Source organism: Paraburkholderia kururiensis JCM 10599 = LMG 19447, from assembly GCF_003986935.1.
GTDB classification, from domain to species: domain Bacteria; phylum Pseudomonadota; class Gammaproteobacteria; order Burkholderiales; family Burkholderiaceae; genus Paraburkholderia; species Paraburkholderia kururiensis.
This window is the reverse complement of sequence record NZ_RJZE01000004.1, coordinates 38050-58829: the sequence shown is the minus strand read 5'-3', so window position 1 is coordinate 58829 and position 20780 is coordinate 38050. Positions and strand designations below refer to the sequence as shown.

Sequence of the window (20780 nt, the reverse complement as noted above, 5' to 3'; positions counted from 1 at the left end):
ATGTCGTGCGCAGCGACGGGTTCGCGCGTGTCATCGCGTTTAACAATCACGGCGTTAGCAGACGTGACGACGCAGGTGAAGCCGGCCTGATCCCGCTTGCGACGGTCCACGCTGACAGATCCATAACAACGGAGCTTCCAATAATGACAACAAGCTTGCATCGCATCCACGCGGGCGCGCTATCGCTATGCGCGGCGCTCGCCCTCATTGCCCCACCTGGATTTGCTCAGGACACCGTGCCATCGCCCGCAGCACCGGGCGGCGTGCCGGCAGGCGCGGCGGCCGGCGATCCGCCGGGCCGCGTCGCGCGTCTCGACTACTTCAACGGCACGGTCACGATGGAGCCTGCGGGCCTCACCGACTGGTCCTACGCCGTGCTGAACCGCCCGCTCACCACCGGCGACCAGCTCTGGGCCGACAGCGGCGCGCGCGCCGAACTGCATGCCGGTTCCACCGCGCTGCGGCTCGACCAGCAGACCGCGCTCGACATCGTCGACCTCACCGACACGGTCACACAGCTCAAGGTCACGCAAGGCTCTCTTTCGGCGCACGTGCGCGCGTTGCCCGCCGGCCAGAGCTTCGAGGTCGACACGCCGAACGTCGCGCTCGTCGCCACGAACGCCGGCCTCTTTCGCGTCGACGTGGCGCCGGACGGCAGCGCCACGACGGTCACGCTGCGCTCGGGAACGGCCACCCTGTACGGCGACGGCGGCTCGTATGCCATGAGCGCGGGCGAGCAGATCCGCTTCGTCGGCACGAACCTCCAGCAGCAGGCGGGCGGCGCGGCCCCCGCACCGGACAGCTTCGACCGCTGGGTCGCCGCGCGCGACCGCGCCGAAGACGCGTCGGTCTCGGCCCGCTACGTCTCGCGCGAAATGCCGGGTTACGAAGCACTGGATGCCAACGGCACGTGGCGGCACGATCCGACCTACGGCGAGGTGTGGGTTCCGACGGTCGCCGTCTCGGCCGGCTGGGTGCCATACCACGCCGGGCACTGGGCCTGGATCGCGCCATGGGGCTGGACCTGGATCGACGACGCGCCCTGGGGCTTCGCGCCGTTCCACTATGGACGTTGGGCATATATCGACCGCGTGTGGGCGTGGGTGCCCGGCCCGGTCGTGGTCGCGCGGCCGCCCTGCTATGCGCCGGCGCTCGTGGCCTTCGTGGGCGGCGGGAGCAGTGGAGGGGGCGGCGTGCATTGGGGGATCAACCTCACCATCGGCGCGGCCATCACCGCAGGCGTGGCGTGGCTCCCGCTCGGCCCGGGCGAGCCCTGGCATCCGGCCTACGGCTACAGTCCGCGCTACTACGAACGCGTGAACAACGTGAATGTGACGAACGTCCACAACACGACGATCGTCAACAACATCACCAACGTGCACAACACGTACATCAACCAGACGGTGCCCGGCGCGGTGACCGCCGTCCCCGCCAACACCTTCGTGCACGGGCAGCCCGTGGCCATGGCCGCTCATGCACTCACGCCGCAGCAGCTGGCGCATGCGCAGGTCGGAGCAGGTGCGCCCGCCGTGGCGCCGGTACGGGAAAGCTTTGCGGGCGGCATGCGCGCCGCGAAGATCGGCGCGCCGGCTGAGGCCGCGCAGCGGCAGGTCATCGCCACGCGTGCGCCGGCCGTGCCCCCCGCATTGCACGACACGCTTGCGCAGCGCTTCGCGTCAGCGGGCGGACGCGTGGAAGGCGCGGGCGAACCGGTCGTGCACCGTGCCGCGCCCGAAGCCGCCCACGGCGCACCGGCGAGCCGCGAACCGCAAACACAGGGCTTTCATGTGATCGATCGCGAAACGGCGCGGCCGGTTGGCCGGCGGCCCGGCCTACAGGCGCCCGTGCAGGGCGAACCGAACGGCGAACCGCAAGAAGCACCGCAACACGGCGGCGAGACGGCTCGGGGGCAGGGCGCGCCGCAAGCGCCCGCGGACGGGAACAGCCGTGAAGCGAGCCATGGAATCGACCACGAAGCGCACCCCGGCGAGCCGGCACCGCACGCGCCCGCGGCCGCCGACAATGGCGTGCCGCACCCGACGGGCGGCGCCTCGCACGCGCAGGAGGAAGCGCGCAACGGACATACGGCGCAAGGCGGTTTCGACGCACCTCAGGCCGCACCTCAGGCGGAAGGCCCGCGTGCGCCGCAAGCCGGGCGGATGCAGCCGCATGAAACCGCGGCGCCACGCGAACCGCAGCAGCAACCCGAGCACGACGCCGTGCGGCAGCAAGAAGTGCCGCGCAATGCGCAGCCGACGCAGCACGCCGAGCCTCACGCCGTGGAAGCACCGCACGACAATCCGCGTCCGCCCCAACGCGCCGACGCGGCGCCACGGCCCGCGCCGCACACCAACGCCCATCCGGCGCAGCCGCATGCTCATCCTCAACCGCACCCGCAGTCTCATCCGCCCGCTCACAAGGCGGAAGAACACCACGGTTAGGAGTCGGGCGCGCGACGAGCAGTAAATGCCGCGGCCCGGTCGTGAGAGCCGGGCCGCGGACAGTCCCATGCGGCGGAGTGCCCTGCTTCTACCCCACCCGCGTCAGTAATACCAGGGGGCCGGAGGCGCGTAGTAGTAGACCGGCGGAGGCGGCGCGCGATAGATCACGGGGGGCGCCGCGTACATCGGCTGACCGTAGACGGGCTGGCCGTACATCGGCGTGGCGTAGGCAGGCGGCGAAATCGTGTTGCCCTTCGACGTCATGCATTGCGCGTAAGCCGCGTCGTACCGGGCCTGCAAGCCGCCCGACGCATATTGCGCACCGTTCGCGCCCACCGCCGAGCCGAGCAGCAGGCCGCTGCCCGCGCCAATTGCCGCGCCGGCTCCTGCGTTGCCCGCGGCCGCGCCCAGTAGCGCACCGGCCGCCGCGCCGCCCACCGTGCCGAGCGCCGCGCTGTTCACGCTATTGGCCGTCGCGCCCTGAGCCGCGCCCGCCGAGTCCGTAGAGCGGAAGGCGTAGTCGCGGCACGCATAGTCTTCCTGCTGGAATTCCGTGAGCGACTTGCCCTTGGGCGGCAACGCCACCACGCTCGGGCCGCTGGGCGGCATGACCGTGCAGCCCACCAGCGCCACCGCCACACCAGCCATGGCGGCGGGCACGGCAAACCGCGACCACGCCGGCAGCCGGCGTGCCCTTCCGAAGGCCGACAAACTGGCTTTGCGTTTCATGATTGCCTGACTCCTTGCGTTGCGATGGCGACACGATAGGGCACCTGCTGCGCGTGTTGGTTACTCGATCGTTACCGGTGAAATGTTTCGGTCACGACCTGTAACAAGGTGCCGCTTCGCATCGCCCGAACGCGGTATGCCGCGCCCTTCCCTCGCCTTGTTCGGGCCGGCTGCCATTCCGTCTGCGATCCCTCGCCTGCAACCCGATCCGCTACCCCGCTACTCCGCGGGCTCCACGCGCGAGCGCGCGAGCAGCTCCGTCACCTGCGCGTCGGCGGTCTGGGCGAAGTCGCCGTAGAACTGCCCTACGCCCTGGAAGACGCGCGGCACGTAAGCGCAGATCACCTCGTCCGCGAGCGGCCCAACGCGCGCCACCGTGTCGCCGGGCGCCACCGGCACCGCCACCACGATGCGCGCGGCGTTGCCCTTGCGCAGCAGCTGGACGGCCACACGCATCGTGGCGCCGGTTGCCATGCCGTCGTCGACGACGATCGCGGTGCGTCCCTCCGCGACGAGCGGTGCACGCCCTCCGCGGTACAGCGCCTCGCGGCGCTGGAGTTCCGCGCGCTCTGCGGCCAGCACGCGATCGATCTCGTGCGGCGACACGCCGGTTTCGGCAACGATGTGCCGATCCAGATACACGGTATCGCCCGGGCCCACCGCGCCCATTGCGAGTTCCGGATAGTTCGGCACGCCGAGCTTGCGCACCACGAGTACGTCGAGCGGCGCGCCGAGCGCACGCGCCACTTCGTAGGCCACAGGCACACCGCCGCGCGGCAGGCCGAGCACGATCACGTCATCGCGCCCCGCATAACGCGCGAGCCTTCCTGCGAGCACGCGGCCGGCGTGGGCACGGTCGTCGTAGAGAAATTCCATGGCAGATCATCCCGACAGTGAAGGGCGCAGCAGAGGCGAAAACGCGTTGTGCGCCCGGTCGTCGCGCGCTACGTCACGAGAGGCCGCGAAGGCGATGAAGACCGTCAGAACGGCGAAGGAACGGTTCGCAGCACGCCGGTCTGCAACGCCACGAAGAAATTCTGCGCGCGATCGGGGCGAATCGCTTGAGGTCAATCAAACGGCGGGAACGGTGCGCCGCGGCCGAGGGCGGCCGAACACAGCTATGGCGACTGTGGCGGCACGCGCCTGGCATCTGCCCCCTCCTCCCCGGCCAAGGCACCCTGGCCATTCCGAAGCCACCCTCAATCCGCGGGCACCGGCACCTCGTCGCGCGCCAGCACCGCAAGGGCCGCCTCGTAGCCGCGCGTCTGCAGGCGCGTCACCGTCGAGGCCGAAAAATCGAAATCGCTCGAGAGCGACAACGGCCCGCCGTCCAGCGCGATCCTCGCAATGCGGATCGGCGCGCGGTTGCCCATCAGGCGAATGAAGTGCGGGCGCTGGCGGATGCGCCGCGCCGTGGGCTCGTCCACCTGCTTGAGAATTTCGTCGACGAGGTCGCTGAAGTCGTTCGCATACTCTTCGAAGCGCAGGTCGTTGCGCACGCGGTCGGTGTAGACGATCTCGTCGCGCCGCAGCATCACCTCCAGCAGATTCGACGGCATCGCGCGCGTGCCCGAAAACAGGTCCACCGCGAAGATGCGTCCGCCAATGCGCCCGCAGCGCTCGATCACGAGGTCGAGCGGAGAGTTGCTCACGATGCCGCCGTCCCAGTACGCGCGTCCGTCCACCATCGTCCACGGCATGCCGGGCGGCAGGCTACCGCTCGCGAGCAGATGTTCGGGGCCGATGCGGTCCACGTAGCTGTCGAAGATGCGCGGCTCGCCGGTGGCCACGTCCACGGCGCTCAAGAGGAGCCGCGTGGGGCTGGCGGCCAGCGCGTCGAAGTCCACGTAGCGCTCGATCAGCGTGCGCACGGGCGAGGTGTCGTAGAGACTCGTCCACCAGGGCAGCCATGCCGCAAGCCCCAGGTTCGGATTCCACCAGCGCGGACGCAGGAAGTTGGGCACGCCGAACCACAGCACGTACCAGGAAAGCAGCGCGCCGTGCAGCGAGTCGTCACCGCAGGCGAACGGCGCCGGTAACGAAGGCAGCGCAGGCAGCGGAATCGACACGTCCCGCCAGAACGCGGCGAGCGCGCGCGAGGCATCGCCCGGATGACTCGCGACGATCGCCGCATTGAAGGCGCCGATCGACACGGCCGAAATCACGTCGGGCCGCACGCCCTTTTCTTCCAGCGCGCGGATGGCCCCGCATTCGAACGCGCCCAGCGCGCCGCCGCCTTGCAGGATCAGCACGGTCTGCTCGGGCAGGCGGTCGAGCGGAAACGTGGTGTCGGCAAGACGCGGTTTCGCGCCGTGCAGGCTGATGCGCAGGCGGATCAGTTCCTCGGCGGCCGAGGTCTCGCCCGCGGTTCGCCCCAGCGAGAAGATGGCGCGCAGCACGTCGTGCTTGAGGTACAGCAGCGAATACGAGCCCGCTTCGAGCGAGCCGCGCTCCACCGTTTCCGTCACGCCGTGCGGGAAGCCCATGAAGTTGTACGGCTGGCCGAACGCGTCGCCGAAGAACATCGACACGTCGCGATACGGAAAGCGCCCGCCGCGCATGTTGCGCGCAGCGATGTTGCCCTGGCGGCGCGCGTTGTCCCAGTGCTCGATGCGCCGGCGCACGCCGAACACGGGGTCGAAGAAGCTGGCCACGTCGCCGGCCGCGTAGATGTCGGGGTCGCTCGATTGCAGGCAGTCGTCCACCACCACGCCGTCGGCGAGCGCCACGCCGCTGCCTTCCAGGAACGCGCAGTTCGGCGCCACGCCCACCGCCGCGACCACCAGATCGCAGGCAATGGTTTCCCCTGTGCTCGTCACCACGCCTTCCACTACCTCCGCGCCCTCGCGCCCTACCACGCTTTCTACGAGGCAATCCGTTTTCACGGCGACGCCGTGCTCAACGCAACGTTTCGCGAAGTAAGCCGAGAGCACCGGCGCGCGCAGTTGCGGCATCACCGCGTGCTGACGCTCGATCACGGTGACGTCGAGCCCCAGCGCGCGCAGCGACGCGGCCGTTTCGATGCCGACGAAGCCCGCGCCGATCACCACCGCGCGCCTTGTTCGCCCGCTTTGCGCGCTCTGCAACGCGGCATCGCGCACCGCAGAGGCGTCCGCGAGCGTATGCAGGCTGTACACGCCCGCGAGCCCCATGCCCGGCAGTGCGGGCGCGCGCGGCGATACGCCCGTGGCGATCAACAGCTTGCCGTAGCCCATCGCGCTGCCGTCCGCGAGATGCACCACGTGGTCTTTGGCATCCACGCGCACTGCACGCGCGCCCAGCATCAAATCGATGCGCTGCTCCGCGTAGAACTCGGCGGGACGAATCGCAATCTGCAGCGCACTCACCGAGCCGTCCAGAAAACCCTTCGTCAGCGGCGGACGCTGGTACGGCAGTACGGCCTCGCCGCTCAGAATGGCGATGCTCGCGGCGGGGTCTTCCATGCGCAGCGTGCGAGCCGCCGTGACGCTGGCAAGGCCTGCGCCCACCAGCAGAAAGTCGACATGGCGCATCGTCATGAAAGCGGCTCCGGCAAGAAAACAAAGCGGGACGGAAGACAGCCCGGGATCACTCCGTACCGTACCGGCGCGCGGGTGCGCCCCGTTGATCCACGTCAATCGGGCCAGGCGCCCGGGGCGAGGCGGATCAGCGCGACGTCAGCGCAACCCCAGCGCAACGTCAGAGCAACCTCAGCGCAACCTCAGCGCAAAGCCACCCCGCTGTCAGCAGATGGCAGTGCCATCGCAAAACCAGCACGCGCGAAGTCACAACTGGCGCGGCGAAATCGTCATGCACCGATGGGCGCGCGCCGCCCACCCAGGAGCATGCACCGCGTGATTTAGTCGCCGTTTTCTGCGACGATCCGCATTGCGCCAAGCCCTATAAGGTCAATCAATGACAGCTCGTGCTTGCCAGACCCGGCACCCTCCGTTCTGGTGCGCCGCAATAACGCACTGCGCCACCCGCCGCCTCTTTGCCGTCTTCACCCTCGTTATCCACGTAGTTCGCGCTGCCCCCGCTGCCCCCGTAGTTCGCGCTGCCCCCGTTATTCGCCTGACTCGCCTTGCCCGCCGTGCCGGCCTCCTTTATGCGGTCGGCGTGGGCATGAGCCTCGGACTCGCGGGCTGCATGGTGGGCCCGAACTACCATGCGCCCGCGCCGCCGACGGTGGACCGCTACACGCCGGCGCCCATGCCCGACGAAACCGCGTCGTCGCCGGGCGCAGCCGGCCTCGCGCAGCGCTTCGCGCCCGGCGGTGACATTCCCGCCGCGTGGTGGACGCTCTTTCACTGCGAGCCGCTCGACACCGTGATTCGCGCGGCGCTTGCCAACAGTCCGAACATCGCCGCCGCGCAGGCCGCACTGCGGCAGGCCGCCGAGAACTATCGCGCCCAGGTGGGCGGCTCGCTCCTGCCTTCCGTGGATGCGCAGCTCGGCGCCACACGCCAGAAGTTCAGCGGCTTGAGCGTCGGCCAGCCGGGCGTGGTCGAAGAGTTGAATCTCTACAACGCCTCGGTCAGCGTCTCGTACAAGCTCGACCTGTTCGGCGGCGCGCGCCGTCAACTCGAAGGGCTCGCCGCGCAGATCGACTACGAGCGTTTCCAGTTGCAGGCCGCCTGGCTCGCGCTCACGGCCAACATCGTGACGGCCGCAGTGAAAGAGGCGTCGCTGCGTGCGCAGATCGAAGCGACCGCGGGCATCGCGCTCGACGAAGAGCAGCAGTTGAAGCTGCTCCAGCAGCAGTTCGAACTGGGCGGCGTGGCGCGCACCGCCGTGCTCGCGCAGCAGACGTTGCTCGCGCAGACGCGCGCCACGCTGCCCTCGCTCCAGCAGTCGCTCGACCAGGTGCGCCACCAGCTCGCCGTGCTCTCCGGCAAGCTGCCTTCGGAGGCCGCGTTGCCCGAGTTCCGGCTCGACATGTTCTCGCTGCCGCAGACGCTGCCCGTGAGCGTGCCGTCGTCGCTCGTGAAGCAGCGGCCCGACATCCTCGCCGCGGATGCGCTGCTGCATCAGGCGAGCGCGCAGATCGGCGTGGCGACGGCGGCCATGTATCCGCAACTCACGCTCTCCGCGAGCTACGGCGCCGAGGCGCTCACGCCGGCCCAGGTGTTCCGCGCGGGCAGCACGATCTGGAGCATCGGCGGCAGCCTGCTGCAGCCCCTCTTTCGTGGCGGCGAGCTGCTCGCGCAAAAGCGCGCGGCGGTGGCCGCCTACGAACAGGCCGACGCGCAATACCGCGAGACGGTGTTGCAGGCATTCCAGAACGTGGCCGATTCGCTGCGCGCGCTCGACAACGACGCGAACGGCCTCAAGGCGCAGACCGAGGCCTGGCATTCGGCCAGCGACTCGCTCGACCTCACGCGCGCGCAGTATCGCGTGGGCGCGGTGAGCTACCTCGCGCTGCTCGACGCGCAGCGTCAGTACCAGCAGACCGTGGTGAGCTTCGCGCAGGCGCAGGCGACCCGCTATGCCGACACGGCCGCCCTCTTCCAGTCGCTTGGGGGCGGCTGGTGGAACGCATCGGCAAGCGACGCAGCAAGCAATACAACGGCGCCCGCGAGCCCTCCCGTGAACTGAATCGAAGTCAATACAGACGCGCTATGTCTCGTTCGACGATTTCGTCCCACGCCGTACAGGAAAAACGACAATGAATCAGAAACGACCCATGACGAGGCGGATGATCGTGATGCTGGTGTGCGTGGGCCTGCTGGTGGCCGCGCTCGTCGGCTTCAACCTGTTCCGCGCGCACATGATCGCGAAGTTCATGGCGGGCAATGCCGCGCCGCCCGCCACCGTCACCGCGACCGTGGCGCGCTATCAGGCGTGGCAGCCGCAGCTCGCCGCCGTGGGCAGCCTGCGCGCCGTGCGCGGCGTGGACGTGACGACGGAGATGGCGGGCCTCGTGCGCGACATCGCGTTCCGCTCCGGGCAGGACGTGAAGGCGGGCCAGTTGCTCGTCGAGCTCAACGCGGATACCGACAAGGCCCAGCTCGCCGCACTCGAGGCCGCGGCCGAACTTGCGAAGACCGTCTACGAGCGGGACCGCGCGCAGTACGAGATCAAGGCCATTGCAAAGGCGCAGCTCGACGCCGACGCCGCGGACCTCAAGAGCAAGCTCGCGCAGGTTGCGCAGCAGACCGCGCTCGTCGCGAAGAAAACGATCCGCGCGCCGTTCGCCGGGCGCCTCGGCATCACCACCGTGAATCCCGGCCAATACCTGAATCCCGGCGACACCATCGTCACGCTGCAAACGGTGGACCCCATCTACGTGGATTTCTATCTGCCGCAGCAGCAGTTGGGGCAGCTCGCCATCGGCCAGAGCGTGATCGTGGAAACCAACGCGTATAGCGGCCGCACCTTCACGGGCAAGATTCTTTCGATCAACCCGAAGGTGGACACGAACACGCGCAACGTGCAGATCGAAGCGCTCGTGGACAACCACGACCGCAAGCTGTTGCCTGGCATGTACGCGAACGTGAAGGTGGACGCGGGCGCAGGCCAGCGCTACCTCACGCTGCCGCAGACGGCGATCACCTACAACCCCTACGGCGCCACTGTGTTCGTGGTGAAGAACGGCAACGAGCAGAGCGCGCAAGGCAATGCCAGAGGCAAACAGACGCAGGGCAAAACGCTGCCCGTCGCGCAGCAGGTGTTCGTCACGCCGGGCCCCACGCGCGGCGACCAGGTGGCGGTGACCAAGGGCATTGCCGAAGGCACACAGGTGGTGACAAGCGGCCAGCTGAAGCTCAAAAACGGCACGCCGCTCGTCATCGACAACCGCGTGCAGCCCGCCGACAGCCCCAATCCCACGCCGCAGGAACAATGACGGGACCCGCTCGATGAACGCCAATTTCACCGACCTCTTCATCCGGCGCCCGGTGCTCGCCTCCGTGGTGAGCCTGCTGATTCTCGTGCTCGGCCTGCGCTCGCTCGCGGCGCTCAAGGTGAGCGAGTATCCGCAGACGGAGAACGCCGTCGTCACCGTGACCACGGCCTACTACGGCGCGAATGCGGACACCATCGCCGGCTTCATCACGCAGCCGCTCGAAGCCGCGATCGCGCAGGCGCAGGGCATCGACTATCTGTCGTCCACGAGCACCACGGGCGTCTCCACCATCACGGCCACGCTGCGGCTCAACTACGACGCGAACCGCGCGCTCACGCAGATCAACACGCAGATCGCCTCCGTGCGCAACCAGTTGCCGCCGCAGGCGCAGCAGCCGGTGCTCACGGTGCAGACCGGGCAGACCACCGACGCCATGTACATGGGCTTCTACAGCGACGTGCTGCCCACCAACAACGTGACGGACTACCTGCTGCGCGTCGTGAAGCCGAAGCTCGATTCGATCGAAGGCGTGCAGACCGCCGAAATCCTGGGCGGGCGGCAGTTCGCACTGCGCGCGTGGCTGGACCCGGCGCGGCTCGCCGCACACGGCGTGACGGCGGCGGACGTCTACACCGCGCTCGGCAACAACAACTACCTCGCCACGCTCGGCGCGACGAAGGGGCAGATGGTGAGCGTGGACCTCAACGCGGCCACCGACCTGCACTCCGTGGACGACTTCAAAAAGCTCGTCGTGAAGGAGAAGAACGGCGCCATCGTGCGGCTGGAAGACGTGGCCAACGTGGTGCTCGGCGCCGACAGCTACGACTTCAACGTGGCCTTCAGCGGCAAGCGCTCGGTGTTCATCGGCATCAAGGTGGCGCCGGACGCCAACATTCTCGACGTGGCCAAACGCGTGAAGGCCGTGTTCCCCGACATGCAGAAGCAGTTGCCTATCGGCATGACGGGCGACATCGTCTACGACGCCACGGACTTCATCAACACCGCCATCTACGAAGTCGTGAAGACGCTCGTGGAAGCGCTGCTGATCGTGACGGTGGTGATCTTCCTGTTCCTCGGCAGCGTGCGCGCCGTGATCGTGCCCGTGATCGCCATGCCGCTTTCGCTGATCGGCACGTTCTTCGTGATGCAGCTGCTCGGCTACTCGATCAACCTGCTCACGCTGCTTGCGCTGGTGCTCGCCATCGGGCTCGTGGTGGACGACGCGATCATCGTGGTGGAAAACGTGGACCGCCACATGAAGGAGGAAGGCAAGAAACCGTTCGAGGCCGCGCTGATCGCCGCGCGCGAACTGGGCGGCCCGATTCTCGCCATGACCGTGGTGCTGGTCGCGGTGTACGTACCCATCGGTTTTCAGGGCGGACTCACGGGCGCGCTCTTCACGGAATTCGCGTTTTCGCTGGCCGGCGCCGTGGCAGTTTCGGGCATCGTGGCGCTCACGCTTTCGCCCATGATGTGCTCGCGCTTTTTCCGCGCGGAACAGGAATCGGGGCGCTTCACGCAGTTCATCGACCGCCAGTTCGACCGCCTGCATCGCGGCTACGGCCGCGCGCTGCACTCCATGCTGGACACGTGGCCCGTGCTCACCGTGATGGGCGCGCTCGTGCTCGCCTGCGCGGTGTACCTCTTCATGACCTCGCAGTCGGAACTCGCGCCGCAGGAAGACCAGGGCATCGTGCTTTCGCAGATCCAGGGGCCGCCCGACGCCACGATCCAGCAGATGCAGACCTACGCCGACCAGGTGTTCGACATTTCGAAGAAGCTGCCCGAGTACTCGCAGATGTTCCAGCTGACGGGCTCGCCTACCCTGAACCAGGGCATTGGCGGCGTGCTCTTCAAGACCTGGGACCAGCGTCACCGCAGCGCCAACCAGTTGCAGCAGTTGCTGCAAAACGAATGGAACGGCATTGCGGGGGCGCGCGTGGCGGCCTTCCAGTTCCCGCCGCTGCCGGGCTCGCAGGGCTTGCCCGTGCAGTTCGTCGTCAACACCACGGAGCCGTTCCAGAACCTGAACGAAGTCTCGCAGGCCATCTTGCAGAAGGCGCGCGCAAGCGGCATGTTCTTCTTCGTGGATAGCGACCTGAAGCTCGACAAGCCCCAAGTCACGCTCGTGGTGGACCGCGACAAGGTGGCCTCGCTCGGGCTTTCGCAGAGCGACGTGGGCCAGTCGCTCGGTGCGGGGCTGGGCGGCAACTACGTGAACTACTTTTCCATTGCGGGGCGCTCGTACAAGGTGATTCCGCAGGTGTTGCAGGTGGACCGGCTCAACCCGTCGCAGGTGCTCGACTACTACCTGCGCACGCCGGACGGCAACGTGATTCCCGCTTCCACCGTCACTCATCTGCAGCACACGGTGGTGCCGGAATCGATCAACCACTTCCAGCAGCTCAACTCCGCGACCATTTCGGGCGTCACGGTGCCGGGCGTCTCGCAGGGCGAGGTGCTCGACTTCCTGCGCAAGACCACGGCGCAGGTGGCGCCCTCGGGCTACTCGGTGGATTTCTCGGGGCAGTCGCGCCAGTACGTGCAAGAGTCGGGCGGGTTCGTGCTCACGCTCATGTTCGCCACGATCATCGTGTTTCTCGCGCTCGCCGCGCAGTTCGAGAGCTTCCGCGATCCGGTGGTGATTCTGGTTTCGGTACCGATGGCGCTCTTCGGCGCGCTCGTGTTCATCAACATTGGACTCGCCACGCTCAACATCTACACGCAGGTGGGGCTCGTCACGCTGATGGGGCTCGTGAGCAAGCACGGCATTCTGATCGTGCAATTCGCCAACGAATTGCAGCGCGCGGGGCGCTCGAAACGCGAAGCGCTGGAAGAAGCCGCGGGCGTGCGGCTGCGCCCCATCCTGATGACGACGGCCGCGATGGTGCTGGGCGTGCTGCCGCTCGTGATCGCGTCGGGCGCGGGTGCAGCGGGCCGCAACGCGATGGGGCTCGTCATCTTCACGGGGCTTTCCATCGGCACGCTGTTCACGCTCTTCGTGGTGCCCGCGATGTACATGCTGCTTGCGCAGGACCATCACGGGAAAGGGCGTGGGGAGCGTGAGGCGGCAGTGGCAGAGGGCTGAAGCGGCGCGGCGCTTTAGCCCTTCGCTTTAAGCCCTTCGCTTTAGTCCTTCGCTTTAACCGCGCTTCACTGCCGCGTCAATCCTGCACGAGGATCGTGACGCGGCGATTCGCGGCACGCGCGGCCGCGTCGTCGCCAATCACGAGCGGCACGTTGTCCGCGCGGCCCACGGCGGCGAGCCGATGCGGCTCCACGCCGCGCTCCACGAGAAAACGCACCACAGCGCCGGCACGCGCCGACGACAGTTCCCAGTTCGACTCGTATTTCGCGTTCGCAATGGGCACGTTGTCCGAGTGCCCTTCCACCAGAATGTTGCGCGTGGAATGCCGCGCGAGCGCAAGCGCCACCTTGCTCAACTCGTCGAACGATGCGGGCCGCAAATGCGCGTCGCCCGAATCGAACAGCACCTTCGCGTTGATCGCGATCTCCACGCCCTGCGCAACGGGCTCCACCGATATCTCGCTCGTTTCGCGCAGCGGGGCGAGCGACGCCATCAGCTCGCGCCGCGCGCGGTCGCGCTGCACGAGGGCCGGCGTGGGTGCCGCATCTGGGTGCGCATCCGGCTGCGCGCCCGCGGTGCGCTGGCCGGCCACGTGCGCGTCGAACACCTTGATTTCGAGCGCCTTGTTCTTCGCCAGCTGCAACACGTAGAGCGCGAGAAACAGCACCATCATCGTGGTGATGACGTCGGCGTACGAGATCAGCCAGCGGTCAGAACGGCCGTCCTCGTGGCCTTCGTGGTCTGCGTGATCGTGACCCGACTTCGCTGAAGCGCGTCTGCTGGAAGAGGAGGTGTCCATGACGGGAGCCCTTGGCCCGAAGCTAAGCGCTCACGCGCTCAGACGAGCGATTCCGCCGAGCGGCCGCGCACGTCGCCCGCGAGCCGGGTTTCGATCATCTGCGGCGACTCCTTGCGCGAGATCGCGAGCAGGCCGTCCATATAGAGCCGCCGGAAGCGCAGTTCGCTATCCACCTGGGCCTTGATCTTGCCGTAGAGCGGCAAAAACACGAGGTTCGCGAGGCCGAGCCCATAGAGCGTGGCGATGAACGCGACCGCGATGCCTTCGCCCAGCCGTTCCGGTTCCAGCACGTGGCCCGTCACGTGAATGAGGCCGAGCACGGCGCCCAGAATGCCGAAGGTGGGCGCGTAGCCGCCCGCCTGCTGCCAGATGCGCGCGGCGGCCATGTGGTTGCGCTCGTAGGCATCCAGTTCGCGCTGTAATGCGTCTTCGATCACGGCGGTCGGCACGCCGTTGGCCAGCAGCTCGAGCCCGCGTTTGGCAAAGAGGCTGATGCCGCTCGCGTCGATGGATTCGAACGCGAGCATGCCGTTCAACTTGGCCTGGTCGCCCCATTCGAGCAACACGGAAAGACTTTCGCGATCCACCTGGCGCGCCTTCACGAACGCGAGGCGCAACTGCTTGATGCCATCGAAGAAGCGCGCCCACGTGTTCTGGATCATCACGGCGCCGAGCGTGCCGCCCGCCACGATGACGAGCGCCTCGGGCTGCACGAGCGTGGCGATGCTGCCGCCCTCCAGCGAGAACCCCACGATGATGGCGGCGGCGCCGAACAGCACGCCGAACAGGGTCAACAGGTCCATGCTTCATCGGGCTGCCGTTCGTGCGCAGGGACCGTTGCTTGCGGCCCACTACGCGCGAAAGCGGCGCGCCCGCCTCCCGATAGTCTCAAACGTTTCTCTACGGCCCCAGACGGGTCGAGCGCCTCAAGTACCTCAAGCCCCCGGCTGGGTGGAAGACGCCGCATTCACGGCGGCCGCCTTGATGGCCTTCACGGTTTCCACGAACCGCTGTTCGATTTCGCCCACCTCGATGGGGTCGATCTTGATGTCGCGCCGCATGACCCACGACACCTCGTTCTTGCGCGTCTCGGTCATGACGGAGAGCAGCCGCTCGGCCACGGGCTGGCCGCCCAGCGAAGCGAGCAGTTTCGCGAGATCGTAAGTGTCGAACGCGCTCACGGCTTCGAAGAGCGTGCGCTGGTCGACGAACGCGAGGTCGTCGATCGAGGTGATCTCGCCGCCCGGCCGTGCGTTGCGTCGCGAGAAGTAGCTCACGCCCTTCTCTTCCACGTAATCGAGCACGCGGGTCTTGCGGAACGCGAAGACGTCCTCGGCAATCTCGGCGTGCGAGAGCTTGTTCAGGATCACGGACTTTTCAACACCGATCAGCGCTTCGAGGTCGTCGAGATCGATCAACTCCAGCTCGCTCGCGAGCGCCACATCGAGTTCGCGATCGGCCACCTGCTGGGCGCGCTCGGTAATGCGCGTGGGGTCAAACGTGACCTGCTGGCGGCTTGATGCGCTGTCCTGGCTCGCCAGCCGGCTCGCGGCGCCGGCCAGATGTTCGGCGCGCCCCCCTTCCAGCGTGACGAGGTTGAGCTTTTCCATGCGCTTGAGCATGGCCATGACGTGCAGCCGCGAATGGCCCGCAATGGCGCGGCACTTCTTGATGACTTCGGAAAGCGGCACGGACACTTCCTCGCCGCGCCCGCGCCGGCCGTTGCCGTCCCAGCGGTCGCCGCCGCTCTCCGCACCACCCGCCATCAGCGCGAGCACGTGGGCATACGAGAGCACGCCGGGCAGGAAGTCCGCGTGGGTATAGGTGGCGAGCAGGTCGTCGCGCTTCTTCACGCGGCGAATCAGCGTGCGCACCATGTGGCGCAGCAGCGGCGAGGTGCGTTCCAGCTCCTGTTCGATGAGGCTCGCCTGCACCACGGTGAGCTGGCAAAAACTCAGCGCGCGGGCCGTATTGCCGCGCGGCTCGCCGGGCAGCAACGCGGCTTCGCCGAAGAATTCGCCCTTGCTGAGGGTGCCGAGCACGACCTTGCTGTCGTCGCAGACTGCGGAAATCTCGACTTTTCCGTCTGCGATGACGTAGACAAGGCCGTCGCTTGCAAAGCCTTCGGAATAGATGACCTCGCCCGGCGCGGCGGTGCGCGGCCATGACGATCGTTGCTGGTTCACGATGAATTCCCCGTAGCGTGTTATGGCCGCGCCGGTCCGTCCGCCCGCGGGTCGCCATTCGACCTGGGGGCGCCTCCTTGACCGGCGCGGCGGTGTCGTTACATTTCGTTACTAGTTCTGGTAACGACAACGCGCGGAGATTTCTTTAACGCAAAAGGCTGATCGAAGTCACGGATTGACTTCGTGAGGTGTCGCGGGCGGTAGGGGGAAGCCGGCGCCGCCCGCATGGGTTCGCCGCCCGTGCCCGCCCGTGCCCGCCCGTGCCCGCCCGTGCCCATTCAGCCGGCGAAGACGAACGGGCCGGCTGACGCCCTACCCCGCCAGTTTCCGGAACGTCTCCAGCACCGCCTCGCCCTTGAACGGCTTCACGATCCAGCCCTTCACGCCCGCGGCCTTGCCGCGCTCTTTCATCGCGGGGCTGCTTTCCGTCGTGAGCATGATCACGTTCACGGCCGTATTCGCGAGTTCGCCGCGAATCTTCTCGACCATCGTGAGGCCGTCCATGTTGGGCATGTTGACGTCGCTGATCACGAGCCGGATGCCCGGGTTGCCCCGCAGTTTCGTGAGGCCGTCCTTGCCGTCCACCGCCGTGTCCACGTCGAGGCCGTTCTTGCGCAAGAAACCGGCCACCTCGTCGCGCACCGTACCCGAATCGTCCACCACCAGAATTTTCGCCATCATCCTTCCCCGTTGCTTCGTTACCTTGCTTGCCAACCTGTAGGTACTGCCTAGAACAATTCCAGCTCGCCGCTGGTTTCCTCGACTGTTTCGACGTTCGCCGCGAAGTCGAGCGGCGCGTTCGCGCAGACGCAGAGCGTGGCCGCGAGCGGCACGTTGCCGCCTATCGTGAGTTCGTACGACGCCACGTGGTCCGGCTTCAGCTCGGCCAGATGCGCGAGGCTCGCGCTGCCCAGCACGTAGGGCGTGGACATGCCCAGATCCGGAAAATGGCCGACGAGCGCCTGGTTCATCGCGCCGCAGCACAGGTTCGCCACTTCCATGAACGCTTCGCGCAGCGGCTGGCCGCCCGCCGACGTCTCGCGCGCGAAGTAGCGGCGCGTGGCGTCGTCGTCGGTGAAATGCAGGCCCACGAGCAGGCGGAAAAAGAGCGACGAGATGGTGAGCACCACGACGCGCGCTTCCGGGTCCGCTTCCATGGCGACGTGGTCGGCGCGCACGATTTCGCACGTGTCGTCGGCGTGAATGACGAGCCGCGTGCGCGCCGCCTTGTGGAAAATCTGTTCGAAGCTATGCTTCGCCTGCTCGGTAATCACGTTGTTGCCTGCGCCTGAAGTTTCGCCTGAAGCTGGTTCGCGAGCACCTCGACGCTGCCGAGCGACGCCGTGATCATCTTGCCGCCTGCCTGGATGTCCTGGAACGTGGCGGCCGTGACGAGGTCGTTGCGGTCGAGGCTGTCCTTATAGCTCTTCGAGAGTTCCTGCGAGCGCGACGCAAGCGTGCGCACTTCGCTCGCCACGATCGAAAAGCCGCGGCCCGCCGCCCCCGCGCGCGCCGCCTCGATGGACGCGTTGAGCGAGACGATCAGCACGTGCGCCACGATGGACGACAGCTCCTGGTTCTTCGCGTGCATGTCGTGGTTCTGCGTCATGAGCGAGATCATCTGCTCGTGCCAGCGCTCGAAGGTGCCCGACATGCCGCGCAGACGCGCGGCTTCGTCGGCGATGCGCCGTCCCAGCGCGAGCCATTCGTCGCGTTCGCGCCGCGCGACTTCAAGTTCGCCGCGCGCGGCTTGCGCTTGCTCCGACTGCTGCGCGAGTTGCGCTTCGAAGCGCGCCGTATCGGTGTCCCGCTGCGTCGTTTCGCTTTCGAGTTGCAGCGCAAGCGTCTCTTCGCGCGCCTCGGCCGCCGCACGCGCCGTGCGTTCGCTTTCGAGTTGCGTCGCGAATGCCGCCGTCGCGCGGCCCATGCGCGCCCGGTGCACGAGCACGGCCACGATCAGCACGAGCACGCCGCCCGCCAGCGCGGCGGCGATAGATGTTTCGATCACGTCGGTTTCCTCACTGCCACTGCCGCTTTCCTTGTGTGCTACGCCCCGCGTGACGGGGCCTTCGTCGGGCGCGTGATTAGCTCACGTAGTCCGTGTTCGCGGCCGGGTGTGTCGTCTTTTGCACGCCTACGCTGTCCACCGCCAGATGCCCGGGCAGACACACCACGGTCTGGAAGTGCCGCCAGGCCGCACCCTTGTTGTTGTCCGTGAAGCGCAGTTCGATGCTGCCGTGCTCGCGCGTGAGGAAGTTGCGCACGGCGTCCATGCCCACGCCGCGGCCCGAGACTTCGGTGACGCGCTCCGCCGTCGAAAAGCCCGGGCGGAAGATGAACTCGGCAATGGCTTCGTCGGAAAGTTCGGCATCTTGATCGATCCAGCCTCGCTCCATCGCGATGCCGCGAATGCGGGCAAGCGCGAGGCCGCGGCCATCGTCGGAAAGCGTGATCTGCAGCACGTGGTTGTCCACGCCGGCTTCGATTTCGATCGTGCCCGCCGCGTGCTTGCCCTGCGCGACGCGTTCCGCGGCCGCTTCGATGCCGTGGTCCATCGAGTTGCGCACGAGGTGCATGAACACGTTGCGCAGCGTGCCCACGGCCTGGCTGCGCACGCGATAGCCGTTGTCGTCGATGCGCACCTGCGGCGCTTCCTTGCCCAGTTCCTTCGCCAGCGACGGCAGCGACTCCACCACGCCCGAGAGCGCCTTGCCGAACGTTTCGGTGCCGAGCAGCCGCAGCGTGTCGCGCACCGACTCGCGCATCGTCAGCAGGCCGCGCAGGTCGGCCGTGTCCGTCTCTTCGATCAGGCGCAGGCTTTCCTGAATGCGCGCCTTTTCCACCACGAGGTAATGCTCGGGGTTGCCCGCGCCGCCCGGCCCCTTGCGGCCCAGGCTTTCCTCGTTGATCACGGCGTAGCTTTCGATCGCCTCGCGCACGCGCACGAGGTCCTGCATCAGCGCTTCCTGATCCCACTTGTGTTCGCTGTCGGCGCGGCGCAGTTCTTCATAGACCTGCTCGGCTTCGTGAACGATGTTGGTGAGGTGCTGGAGGCTATACGTACGCGCATTGCCCTTGATGGTGTGCATGTTGCGGAACAGCTCGGCAATCGCGGAGCCGTCGGGCCGCTCGTACTGGCGGATGATGCGTTCGTTCTCGCTGATGAAGCCCGTCGCACTTTCCACGAAATGGTGAAACTTCTCCTGGCTCACCGCGAGAATCTCGCCGATCATCTCGAGCCGCCGCTGCTGCTCGCCGGCCTGCGCCGCAAGCTGGCGCAGTTCCGTCACGTCGCGCACGCAGAGCATGAGGCGCACCACGGTGTCGCTTTCGTCGGTGATGGCAGACCACGAGAGGTCGAGAATCTTTTCGCGGCCATCGGCCATGCGCTTCGTGATCTCGTTCACGAGCAGGTGCTGGTTGAATTCGAAGTTGATGCTGTCTTCGCCGAGGCACGCGTGAATCGCGGCATCGACCTGCGAAAGCGCGTCGGAGCCGATGTCCGTGTCGTCGAACACGAGCTTCATGAGCGGCTGGCCCGCAATCTCGCGCGTCTCGAAGATGGTTTCGAGATACGCCGAATATTCGGCGTGCACCACGGCACCGTCCACCACCGTGAGAATGCCTTGCTGCATGTTCTGGAGCATGGCCTGGATGTCGGCGGTCTTCTGCTTCAACTGCGCGGAGCTTTGCTGGATCTTCTCGATCATGCCGTTGAAGGCCACGATGGAGTGCCCGATCTCGTCCATACGGCCCACCGGCACGCGCCGCGTGAAGTCCTGGCTCGACGCGATCTCGCTCATCATCGACTGCATGCGCGACAGCGGCCGCGTGATCTGGCGATAGAGCAAGAGACCAATCACCGTGAGCAGCAGCACCGCGCCGCCCGTCACGCCCGAAATCGCCGTGACGGTGGTGGCGAGCATGCCGTTCAGGCCCGCGATAGCGTCGTCCTTTTGGCGGTTCTTCTCCACGCGCATCGTTTCGACGATGCCTTCCAGTTCGTCGCGATACTGCGCGACGTTCGCAAAGAGATAGGCCTGGGCCAGTTCGTTCTTGCCCGCGGCTTTCATCTTCGCGGTTTCGTCGATGGCCTGGAAATAGTTGGCAAGGCTTTCACGCGCCTGCGTCACCAGCCCGCGCTGCGCGTGGCTCGCGGCGGATTTCTCCTGGATGTCGAGCGCCGTGTGCAGCGCCGTTTCTTTCGCCTTCAACTCGGCTTGCGCCTGCGTCACCATGTTGGCGTCGGGCGCGTAGACAAGCGTCATGGTGGCAATCTGCACGTCTTTCACTTCGGAAACCAGATCCGCGGAAGCGAGTGCACTCGGCACCACGCCCTGCGTGACCTGCTTTACATCGACCGCGCTGCGGCGCGTCTGATACACGGCGTAGCCGCCGATCGCCGACAAGGCGACGAACATCAGAACGACCAGCAACGTAATGCGGTGGCGTATGGTCATGGCACAACTCCCCGTAGCAAGCCTGCTGCTGTCTTGTAGTGGCTCGCGCTTTCTCTTCGCGGAATCGTCGAGCCCCCGGATTATCGGCGAGCGCATGTGACTCGAATGTGACGGTCACGGAGCCGGCAAGCGCCACGCCGCGCAACGGTCAATTGCTTTTCTCAGGCGTAAAGTTTTGGCCGGGACGGCCGTTAACCAAGGCGGTTCTCGGTGTCGATCTGCGTGCCGGTTTTGTGCTGCGCGGTCGGGCA

At 67.0% G+C, this 20780-nt stretch carries 14 protein-coding genes; 4 read left to right on the top strand and 10 right to left on the bottom strand.

All coding sequences use genetic code 11. The features are described 5' to 3' along the window. Positions 1-143: 143 nt before the first annotated feature. Positions 144-2441, top strand: coding sequence for a DUF6600 domain-containing protein (locus tag PKKP23_RS05810; protein ID WP_126876175.1), 2298 nt, complete (start codon positions 144-146; stop codon positions 2439-2441). A gap of 102 nt (positions 2442-2543) precedes the next feature. Here PKKP23_RS05810 and PKKP23_RS05805 read toward each other — a convergent pair whose 3' ends face one another. The 3 genes from PKKP23_RS05805 to PKKP23_RS05795 all read right to left on the bottom strand — a co-directional run bounded on the left by PKKP23_RS05805 (position 2544) and on the right by PKKP23_RS05795 (position 6682). Beyond that, positions 2544-3170 carry a glycine zipper family protein gene (locus tag PKKP23_RS05805; protein ID WP_126876174.1) on the bottom strand — a complete coding sequence of 209 codons (627 nt, stop codon included), beginning with the start codon at positions 3168-3170 and terminating at the stop codon, positions 2544-2546. A gap of 219 nt (positions 3171-3389) precedes the next feature. Then, positions 3390-4046 (bottom strand): phosphoribosyltransferase, encoded by a 657-nt coding sequence (locus PKKP23_RS05800; RefSeq protein WP_126876173.1) that lies wholly within the window; start codon positions 4044-4046, stop codon positions 3390-3392. A 323-nt stretch (positions 4047-4369) separates the two neighbouring features. After that, the gene (locus PKKP23_RS05795; protein ID WP_161978082.1) at positions 4370-6682 is read right to left on the bottom strand and encodes an FAD-dependent oxidoreductase; all 2313 of its coding nucleotides are present in this window, start codon (positions 6680-6682) and stop codon (positions 4370-4372) included. Positions 6683-7274: 592 nt separating this feature from the next. Here PKKP23_RS05795 and PKKP23_RS05790 point away from each other — a divergent pair. From PKKP23_RS05790 to PKKP23_RS05780, 3 genes are all read left to right on the top strand, one after another. Further along, positions 7275-8747 carry an efflux transporter outer membrane subunit gene (locus PKKP23_RS05790; protein ID WP_126876171.1) on the top strand — a complete coding sequence of 491 codons (1473 nt, stop codon included), beginning with the start codon at positions 7275-7277 and terminating at the stop codon, positions 8745-8747. 70 nt (positions 8748-8817) lie between these two features. Beyond that, the gene (locus tag PKKP23_RS05785; RefSeq protein WP_126876170.1) at positions 8818-9996 is read left to right on the top strand and encodes an efflux RND transporter periplasmic adaptor subunit; all 1179 of its coding nucleotides are present in this window, start codon (positions 8818-8820) and stop codon (positions 9994-9996) included. Positions 9997-10009: 13 nt separating this feature from the next. Further along, the gene (locus PKKP23_RS05780) at positions 10010-13084 is read left to right on the top strand and encodes an efflux RND transporter permease subunit (RefSeq protein WP_126876169.1); all 3075 of its coding nucleotides are present in this window, start codon (positions 10010-10012) and stop codon (positions 13082-13084) included. Between the two features lie 76 nt (positions 13085-13160). Here PKKP23_RS05780 and PKKP23_RS05775 read toward each other — a convergent pair whose 3' ends face one another. The 7 genes from PKKP23_RS05775 to PKKP23_RS05745 form a co-directional block, all read right to left on the bottom strand. Then, positions 13161-13883 (bottom strand): OmpA family protein, encoded by a 723-nt coding sequence (locus tag PKKP23_RS05775; protein ID WP_126876168.1) that lies wholly within the window; start codon positions 13881-13883, stop codon positions 13161-13163. A 38-nt stretch (positions 13884-13921) separates the two neighbouring features. Next, positions 13922-14686, bottom strand: a complete 765-nt coding sequence (locus tag PKKP23_RS05770; RefSeq protein ID WP_017776406.1) for a flagellar motor protein — start codon at positions 14684-14686, stop codon at positions 13922-13924. A gap of 132 nt (positions 14687-14818) precedes the next feature. After that, positions 14819-16069, bottom strand: coding sequence for a Crp/Fnr family transcriptional regulator (locus PKKP23_RS05765; protein ID WP_017776405.1), 1251 nt, complete (start codon positions 16067-16069; stop codon positions 14819-14821). A gap of 312 nt (positions 16070-16381) precedes the next feature. Beyond that, positions 16382-16747, bottom strand: coding sequence for a response regulator (locus PKKP23_RS05760; RefSeq protein WP_026121776.1), 366 nt, complete (start codon positions 16745-16747; stop codon positions 16382-16384). Positions 16748-16797: 50 nt separating this feature from the next. Beyond that, positions 16798-17343: a hypothetical protein gene (locus PKKP23_RS05755; RefSeq protein WP_126876167.1), complete on the bottom strand. Its 546-nt coding sequence runs from the start codon at positions 17341-17343 to the stop codon at positions 16798-16800. Next, positions 17340-18077: a methyl-accepting chemotaxis protein gene (locus tag PKKP23_RS05750; RefSeq protein WP_126876166.1), complete on the bottom strand. Its 738-nt coding sequence runs from the start codon at positions 18075-18077 to the stop codon at positions 17340-17342. The genes PKKP23_RS05755 and PKKP23_RS05750 overlap by 4 nt, the downstream gene beginning before the upstream one ends. A 76-nt stretch (positions 18078-18153) precedes the next feature. After that, a complete protein-coding gene (locus PKKP23_RS05745; protein WP_126876165.1) occupies positions 18154-20529 on the bottom strand; it encodes an MCP four helix bundle domain-containing protein in 2376 nt (791 codons plus the stop codon). Positions 20530-20780 lie beyond the last annotated feature (251 nt).

What these genes read in the sequence shown, in the direction of transcription:
- PKKP23_RS05795 (WP_161978082.1), bottom strand. Translation starts at nt 6,682, where the DNA reads ATGCGCCATGTCGACTTTCTGCTGGTGGGCGCAGGCCTTGCCAGCGTC.
- PKKP23_RS05745 (WP_126876165.1), bottom strand. Translation starts at nt 20,529, where the DNA reads ATGACCATACGCCACCGCATTACGTTGCTGGTCGTTCTGATGTTCGTC.
- PKKP23_RS05770 (WP_017776406.1), bottom strand. Translation starts at nt 14,686, where the DNA reads ATGGACCTGTTGACCCTGTTCGGCGTGCTGTTCGGCGCCGCCGCCATC.
- PKKP23_RS05775 (WP_126876168.1), bottom strand. Translation starts at nt 13,883, where the DNA reads ATGGACACCTCCTCTTCCAGCAGACGCGCTTCAGCGAAGTCGGGTCAC.
- PKKP23_RS05805 (WP_126876174.1), bottom strand. Translation starts at nt 3,170, where the DNA reads ATGAAACGCAAAGCCAGTTTGTCGGCCTTCGGAAGGGCACGCCGGCTG.
- PKKP23_RS05785 (WP_126876170.1), top strand. Translation starts at nt 8,818, where the DNA reads ATGAATCAGAAACGACCCATGACGAGGCGGATGATCGTGATGCTGGTG.
- PKKP23_RS05810 (WP_126876175.1), top strand. Translation starts at nt 144, where the DNA reads ATGACAACAAGCTTGCATCGCATCCACGCGGGCGCGCTATCGCTATGC.
- PKKP23_RS05800 (WP_126876173.1), bottom strand. Translation starts at nt 4,046, where the DNA reads ATGGAATTTCTCTACGACGACCGTGCCCACGCCGGCCGCGTGCTCGCA.
- PKKP23_RS05790 (WP_126876171.1), top strand. Translation starts at nt 7,275, where the DNA reads ATGAGCCTCGGACTCGCGGGCTGCATGGTGGGCCCGAACTACCATGCG.
- PKKP23_RS05780 (WP_126876169.1), top strand. Translation starts at nt 10,010, where the DNA reads ATGAACGCCAATTTCACCGACCTCTTCATCCGGCGCCCGGTGCTCGCC.
- PKKP23_RS05760 (WP_026121776.1), bottom strand. Translation starts at nt 16,747, where the DNA reads ATGGCGAAAATTCTGGTGGTGGACGATTCGGGTACGGTGCGCGACGAG.